The 21,822-nt window shown below is 70.4% G+C and carries 19 protein-coding genes; 8 read left to right on the forward strand and 11 right to left on the reverse strand.

What is annotated here, in order from left to right; genetic code table 11:
* Positions 1-43 precede the first annotated feature (43 nt).
* The 4 genes from JW592_RS22550 to JW592_RS22565 are packed head-to-tail and all read right to left on the reverse strand — an operon-like array spanning position 44 to position 3,049.
* Positions 44-1,000, reverse strand: coding sequence for a complex I subunit 1/NuoH family protein (locus JW592_RS22550; protein WP_372446557.1), 957 nt, complete (start codon positions 998-1,000; stop codon positions 44-46).
* The gene (locus tag JW592_RS22555; RefSeq protein ID WP_209267016.1) at positions 1,000-2,013 is read right to left on the reverse strand and encodes an NADH-quinone oxidoreductase subunit C; all 1,014 of its coding nucleotides are present in this window, start codon (positions 2,011-2,013) and stop codon (positions 1,000-1,002) included. The genes JW592_RS22550 and JW592_RS22555 overlap by 1 nt, the downstream gene beginning before the upstream one ends.
* Entirely contained in the window at positions 2,010-2,687 is a 678-nt protein-coding gene (locus JW592_RS22560) for an NADH-quinone oxidoreductase subunit B (protein WP_209267017.1), read from the reverse strand. The genes JW592_RS22555 and JW592_RS22560 overlap by 4 nt, the downstream gene beginning before the upstream one ends.
* Positions 2,678-3,049 carry an NADH-quinone oxidoreductase subunit A gene (locus JW592_RS22565; protein ID WP_243084099.1) on the reverse strand — a complete coding sequence of 124 codons (372 nt, stop codon included), beginning with the start codon at positions 3,047-3,049 and terminating at the stop codon, positions 2,678-2,680. Before JW592_RS22565 ends, JW592_RS22560 begins: the two co-directional genes overlap by 10 nt.
* 279 nt (positions 3,050-3,328) lie before the next feature.
* On the opposite strand from JW592_RS22565, the gene JW592_RS22570 reads away from it, so the two are divergent.
* The 5 genes from JW592_RS22570 to rarD all read left to right on the forward strand — a co-directional run bounded on the left by JW592_RS22570 (position 3,329) and on the right by rarD (position 9,872).
* Positions 3,329-4,672 carry a sensor histidine kinase gene (locus JW592_RS22570; protein ID WP_209267072.1) on the forward strand — a complete coding sequence of 448 codons (1,344 nt, stop codon included), beginning with the start codon at positions 3,329-3,331 and terminating at the stop codon, positions 4,670-4,672.
* Between the two features lie 108 nt (positions 4,673-4,780).
* A complete protein-coding gene (locus tag JW592_RS22575; RefSeq protein ID WP_307805510.1) occupies positions 4,781-5,434 on the forward strand; it encodes a response regulator transcription factor in 654 nt (217 codons plus the stop codon).
* Between the two features lie 201 nt (positions 5,435-5,635).
* On the forward strand, positions 5,636-7,570 hold the full coding sequence (locus tag JW592_RS22580; protein ID WP_209267020.1) for a 2-oxoacid:acceptor oxidoreductase subunit alpha: 1,935 nt from the start codon (positions 5,636-5,638) through the stop codon (positions 7,568-7,570).
* A complete protein-coding gene (locus JW592_RS22585) occupies positions 7,563-8,663 on the forward strand; it encodes a 2-oxoacid:ferredoxin oxidoreductase subunit beta (RefSeq protein ID WP_209267021.1) in 1,101 nt (366 codons plus the stop codon). Before JW592_RS22580 ends, JW592_RS22585 begins: the two co-directional genes overlap by 8 nt.
* A 207-nt stretch (positions 8,664-8,870) precedes the next feature.
* A complete protein-coding gene (rarD, locus tag JW592_RS22590; RefSeq protein ID WP_209267022.1) occupies positions 8,871-9,872 on the forward strand; it encodes an EamA family transporter RarD in 1,002 nt (333 codons plus the stop codon).
* Between the two features lie 27 nt (positions 9,873-9,899).
* On the opposite strand, the gene JW592_RS22595 is transcribed toward rarD, so the two are convergent.
* The 4 genes from JW592_RS22595 to JW592_RS22610 form a co-directional block, all read right to left on the reverse strand.
* Positions 9,900-10,805, reverse strand: coding sequence for an ABC transporter permease (locus JW592_RS22595; protein WP_209267023.1), 906 nt, complete (start codon positions 10,803-10,805; stop codon positions 9,900-9,902).
* Positions 10,792-11,754 carry an ABC transporter ATP-binding protein gene (locus JW592_RS22600; protein ID WP_209267024.1) on the reverse strand — a complete coding sequence of 321 codons (963 nt, stop codon included), beginning with the start codon at positions 11,752-11,754 and terminating at the stop codon, positions 10,792-10,794. Before JW592_RS22600 ends, JW592_RS22595 begins: the two co-directional genes overlap by 14 nt.
* A gap of 95 nt (positions 11,755-11,849) precedes the next feature.
* Positions 11,850-13,115 (reverse strand): LolA family protein, encoded by a 1,266-nt coding sequence (locus JW592_RS22605; protein WP_209267025.1) that lies wholly within the window; start codon positions 13,113-13,115, stop codon positions 11,850-11,852.
* A 407-nt stretch (positions 13,116-13,522) separates the two neighbouring features.
* Positions 13,523-14,536 (reverse strand): polyprenyl synthetase family protein, encoded by a 1,014-nt coding sequence (locus tag JW592_RS22610; RefSeq protein WP_209267026.1) that lies wholly within the window; start codon positions 14,534-14,536, stop codon positions 13,523-13,525.
* 446 nt (positions 14,537-14,982) lie between these two features.
* On the opposite strand from JW592_RS22610, the gene fahA reads away from it, so the two are divergent.
* Positions 14,983-16,188 carry a fumarylacetoacetase gene (fahA, locus tag JW592_RS22615; RefSeq protein WP_209267027.1) on the forward strand — a complete coding sequence of 402 codons (1,206 nt, stop codon included), beginning with the start codon at positions 14,983-14,985 and terminating at the stop codon, positions 16,186-16,188.
* Positions 16,189-16,299: 111 nt separating this feature from the next.
* Here fahA and recQ read toward each other — a convergent pair whose 3' ends face one another.
* Positions 16,300-18,180 carry a DNA helicase RecQ gene (gene recQ, locus JW592_RS22620; RefSeq protein ID WP_209267028.1) on the reverse strand — a complete coding sequence of 627 codons (1,881 nt, stop codon included), beginning with the start codon at positions 18,178-18,180 and terminating at the stop codon, positions 16,300-16,302.
* Positions 18,181-18,376: 196 nt separating this feature from the next.
* On the opposite strand from recQ, the gene JW592_RS22625 reads away from it, so the two are divergent.
* Complete coding sequence (locus tag JW592_RS22625; protein WP_209267029.1) at positions 18,377-18,937, forward strand: hypothetical protein; 561 nt, start codon at positions 18,377-18,379, stop codon at positions 18,935-18,937.
* Between the two features lie 98 nt (positions 18,938-19,035).
* The gene (locus tag JW592_RS22630) at positions 19,036-19,590 is read left to right on the forward strand and encodes a hypothetical protein (RefSeq protein WP_209267030.1); all 555 of its coding nucleotides are present in this window, start codon (positions 19,036-19,038) and stop codon (positions 19,588-19,590) included.
* A gap of 7 nt (positions 19,591-19,597) precedes the next feature.
* Here JW592_RS22630 and JW592_RS22635 read toward each other — a convergent pair whose 3' ends face one another.
* Positions 19,598-19,981 (reverse strand): cupin domain-containing protein, encoded by a 384-nt coding sequence (locus JW592_RS22635; protein WP_099883419.1) that lies wholly within the window; start codon positions 19,979-19,981, stop codon positions 19,598-19,600.
* A 166-nt stretch (positions 19,982-20,147) separates the two neighbouring features.
* Positions 20,148-21,818, reverse strand: a complete 1,671-nt coding sequence (nuoN, locus tag JW592_RS22640) for an NADH-quinone oxidoreductase subunit NuoN (protein WP_209267073.1) — start codon at positions 21,816-21,818, stop codon at positions 20,148-20,150.
* Positions 21,819-21,822 lie beyond the last annotated feature (4 nt).

Here is a 21,822-nt window from a genome sequence, read left to right on the forward strand (position 1 = left end):
GTGCCCTCGGAACGAGCGCCCTCGGAGTGGGCGTGGGACACGGCTACATCACCACCTTGACGACGCCGGTGAGGGCGATCTGGAAGAGGGCGAGCGGGACGAGAGCCGTCCAGGCCAGCCGCTGGATCTGGTCCTCGCGCAACCGGGGGTAGCTGACCCGCAGCCAGATCACCCCGAAGGCCAGCACGCCGGTCTTGAGCAGCATCCACAGCCAGCCCAGGCCGTCGGCGAAGGGCCCGTGCCAGCCGCCGAGGAAGAGCACGGCGGTGAGCGCGGAGAGGACGACGATGCCCGCGTACTCGGCGAGCAGGAAGAGCGCGAAGCGCAGCCCGGTGTACTCGGTGTACGCGCCGAAGATGATCTCCGAGTCGGCGATCGGCGCGTCGAAGGGCGGACGCTGCAGCTCGGCGAGGCCCGCTGTGAAGAAGACGACGGCCCCCACCAGCTGCCAGGGCAGCCACCACCACTCCCACACCCCGAGGATGCCGGGCAGCGAGAGAGTGCCGGCCGCCATCGCGACGGAGGCGGCGGCGAGCAGCATCGGCAGCTCATAGGCCATCAGCTGAGCGGCGGTGCGCAGCCCGCCCAGGAGGGAGAACTTGTTGGCCGACGCCCAGCCGCCCATCAGGGAGCCCAGAATCCCGACGCCCAGCACGGCCAGCACGAAGAAGATCCCGGCGTCCAGCACCTGCGCGACGCCCCCACCGGGTGCGACCGGGATCGCGACCAGGACGAGCAGGTACGGGATCAGCGCGAGCGCGGGTGCGAGCTGGAAGACCCGGCGGTCGGCGCCGTCAGGGACGACGTCCTCCTTCTGGGCGAACTTCACCCCGTCGGCCACGAGCTGGGCCCACCCGTGGAAGCCGCCCGCGTACATCGGGCCGACGCGTCCTTGCATATGGGCCATGACCTTGTGCTCGGTCTGGCCCACCAGGAGGGGCAGCAGGAGGAAGGCGAGCAGTACGGCGAGGATGCGGACGGTGACATCGAGGGCGTCCATCAGGCTCCCTCCCCCGGCTCGCCGGTCTGCTCGTCGCTGGTCTGCTCGTCGCCGGTCCGTGGCCCGTCGTCGCCGCGCTGCCGCTCGTCGCCGGGCTGCCCGTTCTCGTGCCGCTCGTCGCCGTCCTGGCCCTGCCCGCCGTTCCGCTCCTCCTCCTGGGCGTGGTGCCAGGGAGCGTCGGTGGAGCGGGGCGTTTGCTGCTCAGCGGGTGCGGTCTCGCCCGTCTCCGCCGCGCGCTGCGAGGCCGAACCGGCGGCGGCGCTGCGCGCACGGCGCGGCCTGCGCGGTGCGGTGTCCGCAGCCCGCTCCGCTGCACCGGCGTCCTGCTGAGAAGCCGAGCCGGCGCTCGCACTGCGGCTGCGGCGCGGCGCCTCACCGGCGGCGCGGCGGGAGCGCTCGCGGGTGGGTGCCGGCGGGAGCTGGCCCTTGAGCGGACCCCACTCGTTGGGGTCGGGAACGCCGGGGGGCAGCATCTGGCGGCGCTTGGGGCCGCCGTGCCCCGACTCGCCGGGCTCCTTCGCGCCGGGCCACGCCTTGACGACGCGGGCCGCCAGCACGAAATCCTTACGGAGCGGATGTCCCTCGAAGGTGTCGGGCAGCAGCAGCGTCACCAGGTGCGGATGTCCGGGGAAGTCGACGCCGAACATCTCGTGGGTCTCGCGCTCGTGCCAGGCGGCACCGGCGTAGACACCGGTGGCGGTCGGCAGCGCAGGAGCCTCGTGCGGGACGGTCGTACGCAGGACGAAGCGGCGCACGCCGGGGGAGCCCGCAGCTGGCAGTGCCGCCAGGTGTGCGCAGATCCGGATGCCGGTGCCCGGCTCGTCGACGGCGCTGAGCCAGTCGAAGTAGGTGCAGCCCAGCTCGTCGCGGGCCGCGGTCAGCGCGGGAATCCAGGAGTCGGCGGGTACGTCGACGGTCAGCAGGCCGTAGGCGTCCTCGGCCGTCGCGCCCTGGCCGAACAGTTCACCGGCCGGGCGTGGCAGCCAGCCGGGGTGCTGGGGCGGCTCGGTCACCGTCCGTCCTCCTCGGTTTCACCGTCCGGAGCCGCCTCGGGCGCGGACGGCGCCTTCGGCGGTGCGACCAGGCCACTGGTGAGAGCGCCGGCGGAGGCGGCGCCGTTCGCGCCGCGCCCGGTGTAGGCGCCGCGCCCGGTGTAGCGGTCCGCTGTGGACTCGGCGGCGATCTTCTCCTGGAGCTTCAGTACGCCTTGCAGCAGCGCCTCGGGACGGGGCGGGCAGCCGGGCACATAGACGTCGACGGGGATGATCTGGTCGACGCCCTTGGTGACGGCGTAGGAGTCCCAGTAGGGCCCGCCGCAGTTGGAGCAGGCGCCGAAGGAGATGACGTACTTGGGCTCGGGCATCTGCTCGTACAGCCGTTTGACGGCGGGGGCCATCTTGTCGGTGACCGTCCCGGAGACGACCATCAGATCTGCCTGCCGCGGCCCCGGTGCGAAGGGGATGACGCCGAGCCGGATGAAGTCGTGCCGGGCCATGGAGGCGGCGATGAACTCGATGGCGCAGCAGGCCAGCCCGAAGTTGAAGACCCAGAGGCTGTAGCGGCGTCCCCAGTTGAGGACCACCTTCATCGGTTCGGGCGCCAGCCGCGAGAGCAGGCCGAGCTGGGGGCGTCCCTCGGCTCGCGCAGTTCCGTCAGAAGCGGGAGTCGGGGTGTTCGTTACGTCCATTCCAGGACGCCCTTCTTGTACGCGTACAGCAGGCCGACGGCCAGGAAGCCGATGAAGACGAACATCTCCGCGAGCGTGGTGGCGCCGTAGCCGGGCGCGGCGAACACGGTCGACCAGGGGAAGAGGAACACCGCGTCAACGGCGAAGATGACGTACAGGAACGCGTAGACGTAGTAGCGGATCTGCGTGTGCGCCCAGCCCTCGCCGACGGGGTCGACCCCGCACTCGTAGGTCAGCATCTTCTCGGGCGTGGGAACCACCGGCCGCAGCAGGCGACCCGCCGCGAAGGCCACGCAGACGAAGAGCACACCGACGACGGCTACCAGCCCGACGACTGCATAGCCGTGGAAGTAGTCCGGCACGCCTGCCCCGTCCTGTGTCGGTGTGTACGTTCGACGATCTGTACGCACGGAGTGTAGGCCCTGGCGGACTCGCTGAGGACAGTCGCGTCACACTCGCGGGCTTCGCGAGCGGAGTCCTCAGCGGGCGCAAGTGACGTCTCTCACGTCACCGTGGCGCCGGGGAGGGCCGGTGCTGGGGATAACCCCCGTATGAAGACTCCAGCTCGCACGATTACCGGCGGCGATTGGGCGGGCGATGCTTGATTCATGACTGGCGAAGGGTTCTCCCCTACTCCCGCTATGTGTCCGGCTCCTGCCCCGTGGCGCCCTCGGTGGCTCGTCATGCTGCGGGCTCCGGTGGACAGGCGCTCGATGCGTGAGCTGGCGTATGTCGTGACAGGGCTGCCGCTGGCGGTCATCGCCTTCTGTTACGCGTTCGGCGGGCTCCTGCTCGGCACCACGCTACTGATCACTTTTGTCGGGCTCCCGGTGCTGGCGGCAGGGCTGGCCGGGTGCCGGGCGCTGGGGCACCTGGAGCGGGGCCGCGCGCGGGCGCTGCTGGGGCTGGCGGTGGGCGAGCCCGACCCGGTGCGGACACTGCGACGGTCGAGTGGGCTGATGTCCTGGATATGGGCGCTGCTACGCAGCGGGGCCACCTGGCGACACCTGTTCTACGCGCTGTTGCACCTGCCTTGGTCATTTTTCAGCTGCGGCGTGGGGCTGCTGGCCTGGTGTGCCGGCTGGTCGATGATCGCCTATCCGCTGTGGGAGTGGCTGTCCCCCGACTCCGTGGGCACTCCCCCGATCCGGATCGGTCGCGACGGCCTCACCTCCGCCTCGACCCCGCAGCAGAGCAGCACGGTGCTGGAAGGCGGGTTCGCGCTGGCGTTCGTCTCGGCACTGGGCGTATTGATCGTCCTGCTGACACCGTGGCTGATACGCGGGCTGGTGCAAGTGGACAAGCTGCTGGTCAGTGGGTTGCTGGGGCCGTCATGGCTGGCGACGCGGGTGTCTCAGCTGGAGACGGACCGCGGGGTGGTCGTGGACACGGCAGCAGCCGACCTGCGCCGGATCGAGCGGAATCTGCACGACGGCGCGCAGGCGCGCCTGGTCTCGCTGGCCATGGAACTGGGGCTGGCGAAGGAGAAGCTGCTGGACGATCCGGAGCCGGACCCCCAGGCCGTGGCGGCGTTGATCGACGGAGCGCACGGCGAGGTGAAGCTCGCCCTCCAGGAGCTGCGGGATCTGGCCCGGGGCATCCACCCGGCGATACTGACCGACCGGGGTCTGGGGCCGGCGCTCTCCGCGCTCGCCGCCCGCTGCACCGTACCGGTCTCGGTCACGGTCGAATTGGAGGAGCGGCCGGTCGCCGCTATCGAGGGAATCGCCTATTTCACCGTCTCCGAGCTGCTGCAGAACATCAGCAAGCACAGTGCGGCGCGGCGCGGATCGATCGACATATGGCGCAGCGAGCAGCGACTGCTCATACAGGTGACGGACGACGGCAAGGGAGGGGCCCAGGTCGAGGAGGGCTCCGGACTTGCCGGGCTCGCCGACCGGCTGCGGGCGGTCGACGGACTGCTGGCCGTGTACTCCCCGGTGGGGGGCCCGACGACAGTGACGGGGGAGCTGCCCTGGCGGTGAGTGCTCCAAGTGGTGACCGCTCTGGGATGCTGACGGCTCGGACGAAGGGCGGTACAGGTGGGGGAGCAAGTGGGGGAGAACGTGAAGCGCGGGGAGCCCGGGGTACGGGTGGTGATCGCTGAGGACTCCGTTCTGTTGCGCGAGGGACTGACCCGGCTGCTGGCTGACCGGGGGTACGAGGTGGTCGCCGGGGTCGGGGACGGGGAAGCGCTCGTGCGGGCCGTGGGGGAGCTGGCCGCCCGGGGCGAGGCCCCGGATGTGGTGGTGGCGGATGTCCGGATGCCCCCGACGCACACCGACGAGGGAGTGCGGGCTGCGGTACGGCTGCGCGCGGAGCACCCGGCGGTAGGGGTTCTGGTGCTGTCGCAGTACGTGGAGGAGCAGTACGCGACGGAGCTGCTGGCCGGGTCGAGCCGAGGAGTGGGCTATCTGCTCAAGGACCGCGTGGCGGAAGTACGGGAGTTCGTGGAGGCGGTGGCCCGGGTGGCGGCGGGCGGCACGGCGCTGGATCCGGAGGTGGTGACTCAGCTGCTGGGGCGCAGCCGGAAGCAGGATGTGCTGTCGGGCCTCACCCCACGGGAGCGGGAGGTATTGGCCCTGATGGCGGAGGGGCGCACCAATTCTGCGATCGCCGGACGGCTGGTGATCGGTCCGGGGGCTGTGGAGAAGCACGTCAGCAGCATCTTCGTGAAGCTGGGGCTGTCCCAGAGTGATGCTGATCACCGCAGGGTGCTCGCAGTGCTCAGGTATCTGGACTCCTGAAGAGGGCTCGACGGGCCCAACCCCCTTCGAGGAGCCCTCCAGCAGGGGGGCGGAACGTAGCAGGGACGGCGTGCACCGTGGCGGAAGCAGCGCCCCAGATGTCTCAAAAATCTGTCCACTATGGGAACAGCCACGGGAAGGCAACCCTTAGCAACGTACGATGGCAAGCGAGCCGCCGCCTTGAGGGAGGTCCGATCCAACGTGACCAGTCAGGTCAGTAGCCCAGCCGGGCAGTCCGGCCCCGCACAGGGCCAGGACAGCGGACGGGACGCCGGCAACAAGGAGGTCCGGCGCCTGGACCGGGTGATCATCCGGTTCGCGGGGGACTCCGGCGACGGTATGCAGCTCACCGGAGACCGCTTCACATCCGAGACGGCTTCGTTCGGCAACGATCTGTCGACGCTGCCGAACTTCCCGGCCGAGATCCGTGCCCCCGCGGGCACCCTGCCGGGAGTTTCCAGCTTCCAGCTCCACTTCGCCGATCACGACATCCTCACTCCGGGTGACGCACCCAATGTGCTGGTCGCGATGAATCCGGCGGCGCTGAAGGCGAACATGGCGGATCTGCCGCGTGGCGCCGAGATCATCGTGAACACGGACGAGTTCACCAAGCGGGCGATGGCCAAGGTCGGCTACGACGCCAGCCCGCTGGAGGACGGCTCGCTGGACGGCTACCACGTCCACCCCGTGCCGCTGACCACGCTGACGGTCGAGGCGCTCAAGGAGTACGACCTGGGCCGCAAAGAGGCCGGGCGGTCGAAGAACATGTTCGCGCTGGGCCTGCTGTCGTGGATGTACAACAGGCCGACCGAGCAGACCGAGGCGTTCCTGCGGTCGAAGTTCGCGAAGAAGCCGACGGTCGCCGAGGCGAACATCGCGGCGTTCCGTGCCGGGTGGAACTTCGGCGAGACGACGGAGGACTTCGCGATCTCCTACGAGGTCGCGCCCGCTTCCAGCGCCTTCCCGCCGGGGACGTACCGGAACATTTCCGGCAACCTGGCCTTGTCCTACGGGTTGATCGCCGCGTCTCAGCAGGCGGACCTGCCGCTCTTCCTCGGCTCGTACCCGATCACCCCGGCCTCCGACGTGCTGCACGAGCTGAGCAAGCACAAGAACTTCGGGGTGCGCTCCTTCCAGGCGGAGGACGAGATCGCGGGCATCGGTGCGGCCCTGGGCGCGGCGTTCGGCGGCTCGCTGGCGGTCACCACGACCTCGGGGCCCGGTGTGGCGCTGAAGTCGGAGACCATCGGTCTCGCGGTCTCGCTGGAGCTGCCGCTGCTGATCATCGACATCCAGCGCGGTGGCCCCTCGACCGGTCTGCCGACCAAGACCGAGCAGGCCGACCTGCTCCAGGCGATGTACGGGCGCAACGGCGAGGCGCCGGTGCCGATCGTGGCGCCGGCCACCCCGGCCGACTGCTTCACGGCAGCGCTGGACGCGGCCCGAATCGCTCTCACATACCGGACGCCGGTATTCCTCTTGTCGGACGGCTATCTGGCCAACGGCTCCGAGCCGTGGCGGGTCCCCGATGTGGACGAGCTGCCCGACCTGCGGACCCAGTTCGCCTCCGGGCCCAACCACGAGCTGGACGACGGCACCGAGGTCTTCTGGCCGTACAAGCGCGACCCGCACACCCTGGCCCGCCCCTGGGCGGTGCCGGGCACACCGGGGCTCGAACACCGCATCGGCGGTATCGAGAAGCAGGACGGCACCGGCAACATCTCCTACGACCCGGCCAACCACGACTTCATGGTCCGCACCCGCCAGGCCAAGGTGGACGGCATCGAGGTACCGGACGTGGAGGTCAGCGACCCGGACGGAAACGCCCGGCTGCTCGTGCTCGGCTGGGGCTCGACGTACGGCCCGATCACCGCAGCGGTGCGCCGGGTCCGAGGCGCCGGGGGCGAGATCGCGCAGGCCCATCTGCGCCACCTCAACCCGTTCCCGCGGAATCTCGGTGAGGTGCTGCGGCGCTACGAGAAGGTCGTCATCCCCGAGATGAACCTCGGCCAGCTCGCCACCCTGATCCGCGCCGAGTACCTGGTCGACGCACAGTCGTATACGCAGGTCCGCGGTCTGCCCTTCAAGGCCGAGCAGCTCGCGACCGCACTCAAGGAGGCCATCGCACATGGCTGAGACGTCCGCACCCGCACCTTCGGCTCCCGCTTCCGAGGCGCTGTCGCTGGTGCCGAAGGCCGACGGCAAGCAGTCGATGAAGGACTTCAAGTCCGACCAAGAGGTGCGCTGGTGCCCCGGCTGCGGTGACTACGCCGTGCTCGCGGCTGTCCAGGGCTTCATGCCGGAGCTCGGACTGGCGAAGGAGAACATCGTCTTCGTCTCCGGTATCGGCTGCTCGTCCCGCTTCCCGTACTACATGAACACCTACGGGATGCACTCCATCCACGGCCGCGCCCCGGCCATCGCCACCGGGCTGGCGGCCTCGCGCCGCGACCTGAGCGTGTGGGTGGTCACCGGTGACGGCGACGCGCTCTCCATCGGCGGCAACCATCTGATCCACGCGCTCCGGCGCAATGTGAACCTGAAGATCCTGCTGTTCAACAACCGGATCTACGGACTGACCAAGGGCCAGTACAGCCCGACGTCGGAGGCCGGGAAGATCACCAAGTCCACACCGATGGGCTCGCTGGACGCGCCGTTCAACCCGGTGTCGCTGGCGCTGGGCGCCGAGGCGTCGTTCGTGGCCCGTACGGTCGACTCGGACCGCAAGCACCTCACCAGCGTGCTGCGGGCCGCCGCCGACCACCCGGGCTCGGCGCTGGTGGAGATCTACCAGAACTGCAACATCTTCAACGACGGCGCCTTCGAGGTCCTGAAGGACAAGGAACAGGCGCAGGAGGCCGTCATCCGGCTGGAGCACGGGGAGCCGATCCGCTTCGGCGCCCCGGCCGAGGACGGTCTGGGCTCCCAGGGCGTCGTCCGCGACCGGGCGACCGGCGACCTGCGGATCGTGGACGTCCGCGAGGAGGGCACCGCCGAGGTGCTGGTGCACGACGCCCACACCGCCTCGCCGACCACCGCGTTCGCCCTCTCCCGGCTCGCCGACCCGGACACGCTGCACCACACCCCCATCGGTGTGCTGCGTGATGTACGGCGTCCGGTCTACGACACGGAGATGGCGAACCAGCTCGAACGCGCCGTCGAGCAGAACGGCAAGGGCGACCTGTCCGCGCTGCTGCACGGCAACGACACCTGGACGGTCGTCGGCTGACGCTGATTCCCCGCCTGCGACAGGGCCCGGCACCTTGGGGTGCCGGGCCCTGTCGGGTGCCGGGGCCTTTGGAGGGCCGGGGTTGTGTGCCGGGCGCGACAGGACCATAGAGCGGAACGGGAATGACAAGAGGGGGCGCCTCCCGTTACATTCCGAGAAGTCGGCACGCCGGACACCGGGCAGCCGGGGCAGAGGGCAGGGAGGGTCATGCAGACACCGAGTTCACAGCGCACGGGGCTGCTGTTCGGCTTCGCGGCGTACGGAATGTGGGGGCTGCTGCCCCTGTACTGGCACGCTCTCGCCGACATCGGCGCCACCGAGGTGCTCGCCCACCGCATGGTCTGGTCACTGCCGACCGCACTGGTGATCGTCGCGCTGCTGCGCCGCTGGTCCTGGGTGAGCGCGCTGGTGCGCCAGCCGAAGAAGCTGGGCCTGGTGGTACTCGCCTCGGCCGTGATCTCCCTCAACTGGGGGCTGTTCATCTGGGCCGTCAGCTCCGACCGGGTCCTCGAATCCTCCCTCGGCTACTTCATCAACCCGCTGGTCTCCATAGCCTTCGGCGTCCTGCTGCTGCGCGAGCGGCTGCGCGTCGCCCAGTGGACCGCCGTCGCCATCGGCGCGGCCGCCGTGGTGGTGATGACCGTCGCCTACGGCAAGCTGCCCTGGCTCTCCCTCTGCCTGGCGTTCAGCTTCGCGTCGTACGGGCTGATCAAGAAGCACGTCAAGCTGGACGGTGTCGAGGGCTTCAGCGCGGAGACCGCGGTGCAGTTCCTGCCCGCGCTCGGCTTCCTGATCTACCTCGGCTCACAGGGCGAGTCCTCGTTCACCTCCGACGGGGTGGGCAACGCGCTGCTGCTCGCCTGCGCCGGGGTGGCGACCGCGCTGCCGCTGATCTTTTTCGGCAGCGCGGCGGTGCGGCTGCCGCTGTCCACCATCGGGTTGCTGCAGTATCTGGCCCCTGCCTTCATGTTCGTCCTGGGCCTGACCGTCTTCCACGAGGCGATGCCGCCGGAGCGCTTCGCCGGGTTCGGGCTGGTGTGGGTGGCGCTGACGATTCTGACGTGGGACGCGTTGCGGAACGCGAGGCGCGGGCGCGCGGAATTGCGGGCTGCGGCTGCGGCGGCCGCTGTTGCGGAGGCCGCCGATGAGGCCGCCACCGCTGAGGCCGCCACCACGGAGTCCCCCGTCGCGGGGGCAGCCGACCGGTGAGGGGGTGCCCCTGCTGGGGCACGCCCCCTACGCCGTCACGTCCCGGTTGTTGAAGCGGGCCCAGGCTGCGGAGCCGAAGACCGCGGTGTAGAGGGCCTGCAGGCCCAGGTTCTTCAGGAGGTCGTCCCAGTAGACCGGGTCCCGCAGCAGGTCGGCGAAGCTCAGCCAGTAGTTGGGGAACAGAAACGGATGCACACCGTCCAGCTGCGGGATCGAGTTGACGATCTGCACCGTGATCAGCAGCCCGACCGTGGCGGCCATGGCGGCGATACCGCTGTTGGTGAGGGTGGAGACGAACACGCCCAGCGCCGCGAGACCGAGCAGGCTGAGCGCGACCGCCGCGGCGATGGCCAGGGCGCGGAGCAGCCCCTCGCCGAAGGAGACGGTGGTGCCCGAGAGCAGGGTGACCTCCCCGGTGGGGAAGAGCAGTGCTCCGGTCACCAGCGCTGCCATGGCCACCGTCAGGGTCGCCGCCAGGCAGAAGGTCAGCACCGCGGTCAGCTTCGCCAGCAGCAGCCGGGTCCGGCCGGCCGGGGCCACCAGCAGATAGCGCAGGGTGCCCGCGCCGGCCTCGCCCGCCACGGAGTCCCCGGCCACCACGCCGACCGCCATCGGCAGGAAGAACGGCAGGGTGGCGGCCAGCGAGGTGAAGACCAGGAACAGCCCGTTGTTGGTGATCTGGGAGATGAAGGCCGGACCCTCTCCCCCGCCGCCCCCGACGGTGCCGCCGTCGCTGGTCTCGATCTTCACGGCGATGCCGACGAGGACCGGTACGGCCGCCAGTACGGCCAGCAGCGCCAGGGTGCGCCAGCGCCGGAAGGTGATCAGCAGCTCGCTGCGGAACAGCCCCAGCGACCAGAGGGGGCTGACGGCACGGGGCGCCGTCCGCGCTCGTTCGCCGTGCACCGGCCCGGCTGCCTCAGCCTGCGACATCGAAGCCCTCCCCGGTGAGCGAGACGAACACGTCCTCAAGCGAAGCCCGCCGCAGTCCGAAGGCGCGGACCCGGACGTCGGCCCGTACGAGGGCCGCGTTGAGTTCGGCGAGGTCGCCGGGCGGTGGATCGCCGCTCAGCTCCTCCCCGTCGGTGACCAGGTCGGACACCCCTTGCTCCTTCAGAACCCGCGCCGCCTCGACCGGGTCGGGGGTGGTCACGGCCAGCCTGCCCCGGGCGCCCGCCGCCATCTCGGCAACGGTTCCCTGGACGACGAGGCGACCGCGGTGCATGACGGCCGTATGGGTGCAGACCTGTTCGATCTCGTCCAGCAGGTGCGAGGAGAGGAAGACGGTGATGCCGTCGCCCGCCAACTCCCGTACCAGCGAGCGGATCTCCCGCATGCCCTGCGGGTCGAGCCCGTTGGTCGGCTCGTCCAGGACGAGCAGCTCGCGCGGCTGGAGCAGCGCCGCCGCCAGGCCCAGCCGCTGCTTCATGCCCAGCGAGTAGGCCCGCGCCTTCTTCCGCGCCGCGGCCGAGAGCCCCACCCGCTCCAGCGCCCGGTCCACCCTGGCAGCGCGGGTCCGCGGATCGGCTGTGGGGTCGGCCGCGTCGTAGCGCAGCAGGTTCTCCCGTCCGGAGAGGAAACCGTAGAGCGCGGGTCCCTCGATGAGGGCGCCCACCCGGGGCAGCACCCGCCGCACCGCTTCGGGCATCGGCTCGCCCAGCAGTCGCGCGGTGCCGCCGGTTGGCTCGATCAGGCCGAGCAGCATCCGGATGGTGGTCGTCTTGCCGGAGCCGTTCGGCCCGAGGAAGCCGAAGACGCTGCCCCGGGGCACGGAGAGGTCGAGGGCTTCGACCGCGAGCTGACCACCGCGGTAGCGCTTGGTGAGCCCCTGGGTCGAGATCACCGCGCTGTCTTCCCCCGCCACGGCGGTCGGCTCGGTCATATGCCCCCTTCCTTGTTCTTTCTCGTCACTTCTCGTTGTTGCTCGTTGTTGCTGGTTCTTACCGGCTCTTGCTGGTTCTTCGCGGCCCGGCCGTCCTACTTGGCCGAGTGGTCCTGGTTCGCCGCCTTGACCAGGCCGTCCTTGGTGACGGCACCGACGTAGACCTTGCCGTCGTCGGTCATCAGGGCGTTCACCAGGCGGGTGCTGAAGACGCGGCCGGTGCCGAAGTCGCCCTTGACCTCGTCGGTGAAGTTGTCCAGCAGCTTCCCGGCGTCCGCGTCGCCCTTGCCGCCGGACTCCGGGCCGCCGAGTCCGCCGGGCATCCCGGTGTCGAGCTTGGCGACCTTGCCCCAGTCGTTCGCCGACTTGTTGACGATCTCCAGGCCGGAGCGGGTGAGCCCGTCGAGGCCCTGCGGGCCGCGCAGCTCGCCGCCGGCCGACTTGTGCGGTTTCGCCTCGGTGACCTCGGTGCCCTTGGGCGGGGTGAAGTCGAAGCTGCTCGCGGCGGGCTTGCCGAAGTCCACCTTTGTGTACGCCACATCGACGGCGGGCTTGTCGCCGTCCTTCGGCGTGAGGGTGAACCTGAGCGGCACCCCGTTGTCGGCGTCCACGCCTATGCGGACCGACTCGATGGTGGAGTCCGGCGCACCCTTGGGCTTGATGACCAGCTGGTAGGCATCGCGCCCGGCGATCTTCGCAGTGCCGTCCACGGTCACGGAAGTGGACTTGTCGAGGGCCTTCAGCGCCTGCTTCGCCGCCTTCTGCGGCGTCACCGCGTCGGGCTCGCCGCCCTGCCACCGCTTGGCGGACCCGCCGTGCGCGCCCTTGGCGTCCTCGGGCGCCTTCGCGTGCCACGCCGCGTTGCTGCCGCTGTCGTACGCCCACAGATCGCGGCCGTTGTGGATGAGGCTGTACTCGGCCGCGTCCTCCATGACCGAGACGCGCTGCTTGTCGGGGCCGTCCGCGGCGAAGCGGAGGGTGTGCTCTCCGGAGGCCAGCTCGGACAGCTTCTTGCTCGGTGCGGCGTCGCCCCCGCTGCCCTTGCCGTCCTTGCCGTCCTTGCCCGCGCCCTCGCCCGAGTCGTGCGGACCGCCCCCGAAGCCGCCGCCCCCACCGCCTCCGGGGAGGGAGGGCAGGCCGAGGTCGGTGCTCACCTTGACGGTGCCCGACATGTGGTCGACATCGGACTTGGCCACCTTGGCCACCAGCTCTTCGGCGCTGACCTTGGGCAGGTCGGGATCGCCGGAACTGGCGAGCGCGGGCACCAGGCCGACGGTCGCGGCGGCGACCCCGGCCACAGCGACCGGTACGCCGTAGCGGACCGCCTTGCGCCGGGGGTTCCTCGGTTGGATCTGTGCCATCTGTCTGTCCTACCTCCGTGCTCGGCGGCGGCTCCATGGGTCGCACTCGTCCACCCCTTGCCGCCATTCTCACCCGAATCGGTGCGGGGTGGGTGCTTCCAATGGCACCAAATCCCGCGCTGTGGCGCGTCAGCCGACGGAGGCACATTCGGCTACTCCCGCGGGATGACAGGGCCTCCGCCTGCGGGTTGGCACGGAGCGAGAAAGGTCAGGGTTCATCTCACCGCGATGCCGCCGCAGTTCGGCAGCCGAAGACAGCGGAAGAGAGCGGAGGACCACGGAAGGCAGCCAACGGTTGCGGAAGGCGGCGCAAAGCAGCAGAGGGCCGCGGGAGAGGCAGCGGAAGGCTGGCAAAGACCGGCGGAAGACCACGAAAGGCCGCGGAGGACCGCGGAAGGCGGTCGCGGTCAGCCCGCCCGGTCCACCACGGCGGTGCACAGCCCGGCCAGCGCGGCCTTGGCGGCGTTGTCGGGCAGCGGCGCGAGCATCTCGCGGGCCTCGTCGGCGTACCGCACGGTCGCGCGGCGGGCCTGCTCCAGCGCTGGGTGGACCCGCAGCGCGGCCAGCGCCTCGGTGAGCCGCCCGTCGTCGCCCAGGTCCCCGTCGAGCAGCGCACACAGTTCGCGGTCCTCGGGGGTCGCGTCCCGGCTCGCCGCACGGGCGCGCAGGTAGAGCACGGGCAGGGTCGCGATGCCCTCCCGCAGGTCGGTACCGGGCGTCTTGCCGGACTCGTGTTCGTCGCTGGCGATGTCGAGAACGTCGTCGGCGAGCTGGAAGGCGACACCGATGCGCTCGCCGTACTGGGTGAGCACCGAGACGGTCCGCTCGTCGGCGCCGGACATCATGGCTCCGAAGCGGCCGGCGACGGCGATCAGCGAGCCGGTCTTGCCCGCGATCACCTCGAGGTAGTGGTCGATGGCGTCGTGGCCCTCGGCGGGCCCGGCCGTCTCCAAGATCTGTCCGGTCACGAGCCGTTCGAATGCCTGCGCCTGGATACGGACGGCCTCCGGGCCGAGGTCGGCCAGTATGTGCGAGGCACGCGAGAAGAGGAAGTCACCGGTGAGGACGGCGACGGAGTTGTCCCAGTTGGCGTTGGCGCTGGGCACCCCGCGGCGCACATCCGCCTCGTCCATCACGTCGTCGTGGTAGAGCGTGGCGAGGTGTGTCAGTTCGACGACCACCGCGGAGGGCACGACCCCGGGCGCGTGCGGGTCGCCGAACTGGGCGCCGAGCATCGCCAACAGCGGCCGGAACCGTTTACCACCGGCCCGCACCAGGTGCTGCGCCGCCTCCGTTATGAAGGGCACGTCGCTCTTGGTGGCCTCGATGAGGCCCTCCTCGACGGCCGCCAACCCGGCCAGGACATCGGCTTCGACGGCCTTGTCCCGCACGCTCAGCCCGAAGGGCCCGACGACGGTCACGAGGGGTACTCCTGTCTGCGTACGTGGAACGAACGGGTAACGGGTCTTCTCGGCGTCTGCGCTTGCGTCTGCTGCTGTCTGCTGCGGTCCGCTGGTGTTCGTACCGGACTGCTGCTGGTACTGCTGCTGGTGTCTGCTTCGGTTCGTTCTGGCCGGATGTCACCCGTCTCCCGGGTGCACCTTCCTGTGGCAGCGTAACCGGTCACATAACGATCACGGTCGGCGCCTGCCCAGCAGACCACGCTTGGCGCACCATGCCGGTATTTTCCGGATAGCGGACAGGTCGCGCACTGCCGTCCCCTGTGCCGTCCGCGTACGGCTCCACCAGCGGCTCCGAGCGCGGAAACGGAAGCGGAACCGAGCGCGGGAACGCGGGCGGCTCCAAAGGCGCAAATGAGCAGCCGTGGCAGGCCCACGACAGGCTCACGGCACATAACCTGACCCTCATGAGTGACAGTGCCCTTTTCGGCCCGGACAACCTTCCGTACGGCCTCTTCAGCACGCCGGACCGGCCCGGCCACCGCCGGCTCGGCGTCCGGTTCGGTGACGACGTGCTCGACCTGGGCGCGGCCGCCGCCGCCTTCGGCTCAGCCCACGCCGATGTGCTGGGAGCGCCCTCGCTCAACCCGCTGCTGGCCGCCGGACGCGCCGTCTGGCAGGCGGTGCGCGGCGAGGTGCGCGACTGGCTCACCGACGAAGCGCACCGCGAGACCGCGGCACGCCATCTGCTGCCGCTGTCCGGCGTCCAACTGCACCTTCCCTTCGAGGTCGCCGACTACGTCGACTTCTACGCAAGCGAGCACCACGCAACCAACGTCGGCCGGATCTTCCGCCCCGACGGGGACGCGCTGACCCCCAACTGGAAACATCTGCCGATCGGTTACCACGGGCGCGCGGGCACCGTCGTCGTCTCCGGCACACCCGTGGTGCGCCCCCAGGGTCAGCGCAAGCCCCCGAACGAGCCGCTGCCCGTCTTCGGTCCCTCCCGGCGGCTCGACATCGAGGCCGAGGTCGGCTTCGTCGTCGGCGCCCCGAGCGAGCTGGGCCGCCCGGTGGGGCTGGACGGATTCCGCGACCATGTGTTCGGGGTGACGCTGCTGAACGACTGGTCGGCGCGTGACCTCCAGGCGTGGGAGTACGTCCCGCTCGGCCCCTTCCTGGGCAAGTCGTTCGCCACTTCCGTATCGCCGTGGATCACCCCGCTGGATGCATTGGACGCCGCGCGGGTGGCGCCGCCGGAGCGCGACTTCCCGCTGCTGCCGTATCTGGACGACTCGGCCGAGCAGGTCGAACCCGGCGGGCTCGATCTGCGCATCACCGTGGAGCTGAACGGGCACGTCATCGCCGAGCCCCCGTTCGCCACCATGTACTGGACGGCGGCGCAGCAGCTCGCCCATATGACGGTGAACGGCGCTTCGCTGCGTACGGGTGATCTGTACGCGTCCGGGACCGTGAGCGGCCCCGAGCACAAGCAGCGCGGCTCGCTGCTGGAGCTCACCTGGGGTGGGCGCGAACCGCTGGCGCTCCCCGAGGGGGAGCGTGCCTTCCTCGAAGACGGTGACGAAGTCGTCCTCAGCGCTTGGGCGCCGGGGCCTGGCGGGGGCCGGATCGGGATGGGCGAGGTACGGGGCCGGGTGGAACCGAGCGCGTAAGTGCCCTCCGGGGAGGGGGTGCCCCTTGCTGCGCATCGCGGACTGCTGCCCGGCTTGTGGTTGCTCGCGCAGTTCCCCGCGCCCCTGACGGGGCGCGTCCCTCCCGAGGGTTCACCCCGCGAGAGCGGCCAGCACTCCCTCCCCGTAATTGGAGAGCTTCTTCTCGCCGACGCCTGGGATGGCGCTCAGCTCTTCCAAGGTGGCGGGGCGCTGAAGCGCAATCTCGCGGAGGGTCGCATCGTGGAAGACGAAGTACGGCGGCACACCCTGTTCGCGGGCCTGCTCGGTGCGCCACGTCCGCAGCGCCTCGAAGAGCGGCTGGGCCTCCGCCGGCAGGTCCACCGGGGCCGCGCTCTTCGCGCCGCGGGAGCCCGCGGCAGCGGTCTGGCGGGGCGCCTTCACCGGAGCCGGGTCCTTGCGCAGTGGCACCTCCCGCTCGCCGCGCAGCACCGTGGCGCTGGTGTCGGTGAGGACGAGCGTGCCGTGCTCGCCCTCGATCTCCAGCAGCCCTTGGGCGATCAACTGGCGAATGACGCTGCGCCATTCGGCCTCGCCCAGCTCGGTGCCGATGCCGAAGACGGACAGCGCGTCGTGGTCGAACTGGATGACCTTGGCCGTCTTGCGGCCCAGCAGGATGTCCACGATCTGGCCCGAGCCGAACTTCTGGCCGCGCTCCCGCTTGAGCCGCACGACGGTGGAGAGCACCTTCTGCGCGGGGACCGTGCCGTCCCACGCCTGAGGCGGGGTGAGGCAGGTGTCGCAGTTGCCGCACGAGGTCCCGGCGGCTCCCTCCGCCGGCTCCTGGCCGAAGTAGGCGAGCAGCTGGCCGCGCCGGCAGCGGACGGTCTCGCACAGCGAGAGCATGGCGTCCAGGTGCATCCGGGCCCGGCGCTGGAAGGCCGGGTCGCCCTCGCCGTTCTCGATCAGCTTGCGCTGCTGGACCACGTCCTGGAGGCCGTAGGCGAGCCAGGCCGTCGAGGGCAGACCGTCCCGTCCGGCGCGGCCGGTCTCCTGGTAGTAGCCCTCGACGGACTTGGGCAGGTCCAGGTGGGCGACGAAGCGTACGTCCGGCTTGTCGATGCCCATGCCGAAGGCGATGGTGGCCACCACGACCAGGCCCTCCTCACGCAGAAAGCGCGACTGGTGCGCGGCACGGGTACCGGCGTCCAGCCCTGCGTGGTAGGGCACCGCTTCGATGCCGTTGGCGCACAGGAACTCGGCGGTGCGCTCGACCGCGTTCCGCGACAGGCAGTAGACGATGCCGGCGTCGCCCTGGTGCTCCTCCTTGAGAAAGCGCAGCAGCTGTTTCCTCGGGTCGCGTTTGGGGACGATGCGGTACTGGATGTTGGGCCGGTCGAAGCTGGCGACGAAGTCGCGCGCCCCCGTCAGGCCGAGCCGCTGGACGATCTCCCGATGGGTCGCGCGGGTGGCGGTGGCCGTCAGCGCGATACGCGGCACTTCGGGCCAGCGCTCGCCGAGCATCGACAGATTCAGGTAGTCGGGCCGGAAGTCGTGACCCCATTGGGCGACGCAGTGCGCCTCGTCGATGGCGAAGACCGACACCTTGCCGCGCTCCAGCAGGGCCGTCGTCGCCTCCAGGCGCAGCCGCTCGGGGGCGATGTAGAGCAGATCGAGCTCGCCGGCCAGGAACTCGGCCTCCGCCACGCGGCGCTGGTCGAAGTCGAGGGTGGAGTTGATGAACCCCGCGCGTACGCCGAGCGCCCGCAGCGCGTCCACCTGGTCCTGCATCAGTGCGATGAGTGGCGAGATCACCACGCCGGTACCCGGTCTGACCAGCGCCGGGATCTGGTAGCACAGCGACTTTCCGCCGCCGGTCGGCATCAGCACGACCGCGTCGCCGCCGCGCGTGACGTGTTCGATGGCGGCTTCCTGCTGTCCGCGGAACGCGTCGTAGCCGAAGACCCTGCGCAGTACACGCAGCGTCGCCGACTCGGACGCCCCGCCGGATCCCTCGGCGCTCTCCTGAAGCATGCCCGCCACCCTAGGCTGCTCCGCCGACATCGGTGGCCGGGCCTGTGGACAGCCCCGACGGCACTTCGCACCCAGCGCCAACCTGCGCCCGGTTCGCCCCTGTACGCCCCGTATGACCTGCCCCCTCCTTGCTAGCTTGACGTGGCCCTGCTGGTCCGTACGGCAGGGGCCGGGAGAGCGACGGAGGGGGATGTACGTGCGCACGTCAGCGCGGATTCCGGGGGCGGTCGCCACAGCAGCGGCAATCGCGCTGCTGGTGGGCGGCTGCGGCAGTGACGGCGGCGGGGACGGCGGCGGGAGCGGCGTCGAGGTCCCCGACCCGGGGGACAAGCGGCCCGACCTGGACGACGAGCCCGGCGGCGACGGGCCGCCCACCGGCAAGGACAGCGGCGGCTCCGACGGAAGCGGCTCCGGCGGGGGCGGCCCCGTTGGCCCCTCCTCGATGACAGGCTCCTGGGCCACGGCGCCCGATGCCGAAGGGGACTCGGTCGCCTTCCGGATCAGCTCGGACAAGAGCGTCGACATGTTCATCCCGGGTCGCTGCGAAGGCAGCCTGCACGGCAAGACCATCGACCTGACCTGCACCGAAGGCAAGAAGAGCTACAGCCACGGAACGGTGGAGAGCGCGTCCGGCGAGAACATGTCCGTCTCCTGGAGCAACGGCCGGACCACACAGCTGCACAAGTACGACGGGCTGCCCGAGCGGAAGAAGCCGGACTCCCCCTCGGACTGGCCCACCGCGAAGGACCCCTTCTGACCGTCCCGGCACCTGCCTGGGACCGGCTCGCCACACTCCCCTGCTAGGTTGTCGTGACCCTGCTCAAACGGCCAGGGTTCGACGATCGAGGAGGGGAAGTGCGCACGTCAGCGCGGATTTCGGGGGCAATGGCCGCGGCGGCGGCGATCACGTTCCTGGTGGGCGGCTGCGGCAGCGGCGGCGACGGCGGCAAGGACGACAAGCCCAAGGCGGACAGTGAGAAGTCCGCCGAGCCCACCCCGACCCCGAGCGAGCAGCCCGCGGGCAAGGCGGAGCTGCCCGGCGTGTGGTCCACGCAGGCGGACGGCGGCAAGCTGACGCTGACCGTCGTCGGGGACGCCGTCTCCCTGCTCCGGGACAAGAAGATGTGCAACGGCCGGGTCATGAGCTCCGGCGCCGAGAAGTCACTCGTCATCAAGTGCCCCGGCGGCGCCGGCGAGGACCGCACCAACGGCACCGTCGAGAAAGTGACGGCCAAGTCGCTCGAGGTCTCCTGGAACGGCGGCGCCACCGACACCTACGCCAAGGTCGCCAAGGCCCCGGCGAAGCTGCCCAAGGACCCCGGCGAACTGGGTGACGTGCCCGGCCTCCCGGACAAGCTGAAGAAGATCACCGAGGAACCCGGCAAGGTGCGCGAGTACCCGGCGAACTGAGCTCTCTTCAGGGATCGCGCGGCGAGAGCAGGTGCACCGACTCCTGTTCGCGGGGGTCGGTGCGGGCCACCACGACGGTGACGGGCTCCTCGCCGGTGACCGGCATGTGCGGCATGTTCGCCGGTACGTAGACCATGTCGCCCGGATGGAGGGTGTCGCGGTTCGAGAGGTCCTCCCCGTGCCAGATCTCGTGCGCGCCACTGACGACGTATATCGCCGATTCGTGGCCCGCGTGCAGATGGGGCTCTCCACGGGAGTTCGCCGGGATGTGCAGGACGTGCAGACACAGCCCCTTGGCACCCACCGACTCGGCCGAGACCCCCTCGGTGAAGATCCCGCCCTGCTTCCCCTCGTAACCGCCGTTCTCACGGCGGAGAATCACACAACCCATGCCAGAAATTCCTACCGTTTCAGCGCACTTGTTGTCACCGATACCTCACAAGAGGCCGCCAGAGGCCCGGTCAGGGGCCTCTGGCGGCGTCCCGGAGTCATGACGACCGACACCTACGACGCGGAACGGCGGGCCGGCCGGGGCCGTTGCATGGTCACTCTCCTCGTCACCGTACGAACACCCCCGCTTGCCCCGCCAGATCCAGGAAGTACTGCGGTGCCACACCGAGCACGACCGTGACCACCACGCCCAGCGCGATGGCCGAGGTCGTCATGACGCTCGGCACGGCCACGCTCGGCCCGTCGGCCTGCGGCTCGCTGAAGAACATCAGGACGATGACCCGCAGGTAGAAGAAGGCCGCGATGGCCGAGGCGATCACACCCACCACGACCAGCGCGCCCGCTCCGCCCTCGGCCGCCGCCTTGAACACCGCGAACTTCCCCGCGAAACCGGACGTGAGAGGAATACCCGCGAACGCCAGCAAGAAGACAGCGAATACGGCGGCGAGTAGCGGGGAACGCCGCCCCAGCCCCGCCCACTTGGACAGATGCGTCGCCTCGCCCCCCGCGTCCCGCACCAGCGTGACCACCGCGAAGGCGCCCAGCGTCACGAACGAGTAGGCGGCCAGATAGAACAGGACGGAGGAGATGCCGTCCTCGGAGGTGGCGATGACACCCGCGAGCAGGAAGCCCGCGTGCGCGATGGAGGAGTAGGCCAGCAGCCGCTTGATGTCCGTCTGCGTGATGGCCACGATGGCGCCCCCGAGCATCGTCAGGATCGCCACGCCCCACATCACGGGCCGCCAGTCCCAGCGCAGTCCCGGCAGCACCACGTACAGCAGCCGCAGCAGCGCGCCGAAGGCCGCCACCTTGGTCGCCGCCGCCATGAAGCCGGTCACCGGCGTTGGCGCGCCCTGGTACACGTCCGGGGTCCACATGTGGAAGGGGACGGCACCGACCTTGAAGAGCAGCCCCATCACCACCAGCGCGCCGCCGATCAGCAGCAGCGCGTCGTTGCCCGTGGTGTCGGCCAGCACCGGGTCGCTGACGGCGTCGGCACCCGAGATCACCCGGGCGATGGCCGAGTAGTTGACCGTACCCGCGTAGCCGTACAGCAGCGCGGTGCCGAACAGCAGGAACGCCGAGGAGAAGGCGCCCAGCAGGAAGTACTTGACCGCCGCCTCCTGGGAGAGCAGCCGCCTGCGGCGGGCCAGCGCGCACAGCAGATACAGCGGGAGGGAGAAGACCTCCAGTGCGATGAAGAGGGTCAGCAGGTCGTTGGCCGCGGGGAAGAGCAGCATGCCGCCGACCGCGAACAGCAGCAGCGGGAAGACCTCGGTGGTCGTCCAGCCCGCCTTGACGGCCTGCTGCTCGCCCTCGCCGCCCGGCACCGCTGCGGGCTGCGCGGCGAAGGAGTCCACGCGGCCGCCGCGCCCGGCCGGCTCCAGCCTGCGCTCCGCGAAGGTGAAGACGCCCACGATGCCCACCAGCAGCAGGGTGCCCTGCAGGAAGAGCGTCGGCCCGTCGACGGCGAGCGCTCCCATGCCGGCGATCTGCGCCTTGGTGGTGCCCGCGCCGCTGGCCGCCAGCCCGATCACGGCGGCGAAAGCGGCGGCCAGCCCGGCCAGCGCGACGAACAGCTGGGCGCTGTAGCGGGCCTTGCGCGGTGCGAACGCGTCGATGAGGACGCCGACCGCGGCCGCGCCCAGGACGATCAGCACCGGGGAGAGCTTGCCGTACTCGATGCTGGGGGCCTGGAGCTTGTCGCCCGCTGCCGCGATTGTCCACAGGCTGGGGACAGCGTCGGACGTGCCGCCTGCCGACGCCACCTGGGTCATACCG

Source organism: Streptomyces spirodelae (assembly GCF_017676385.1).
In the GTDB taxonomy this organism is placed as follows: Bacteria; Actinomycetota; Actinomycetes; order Streptomycetales; family Streptomycetaceae; genus Streptomyces; species Streptomyces spirodelae.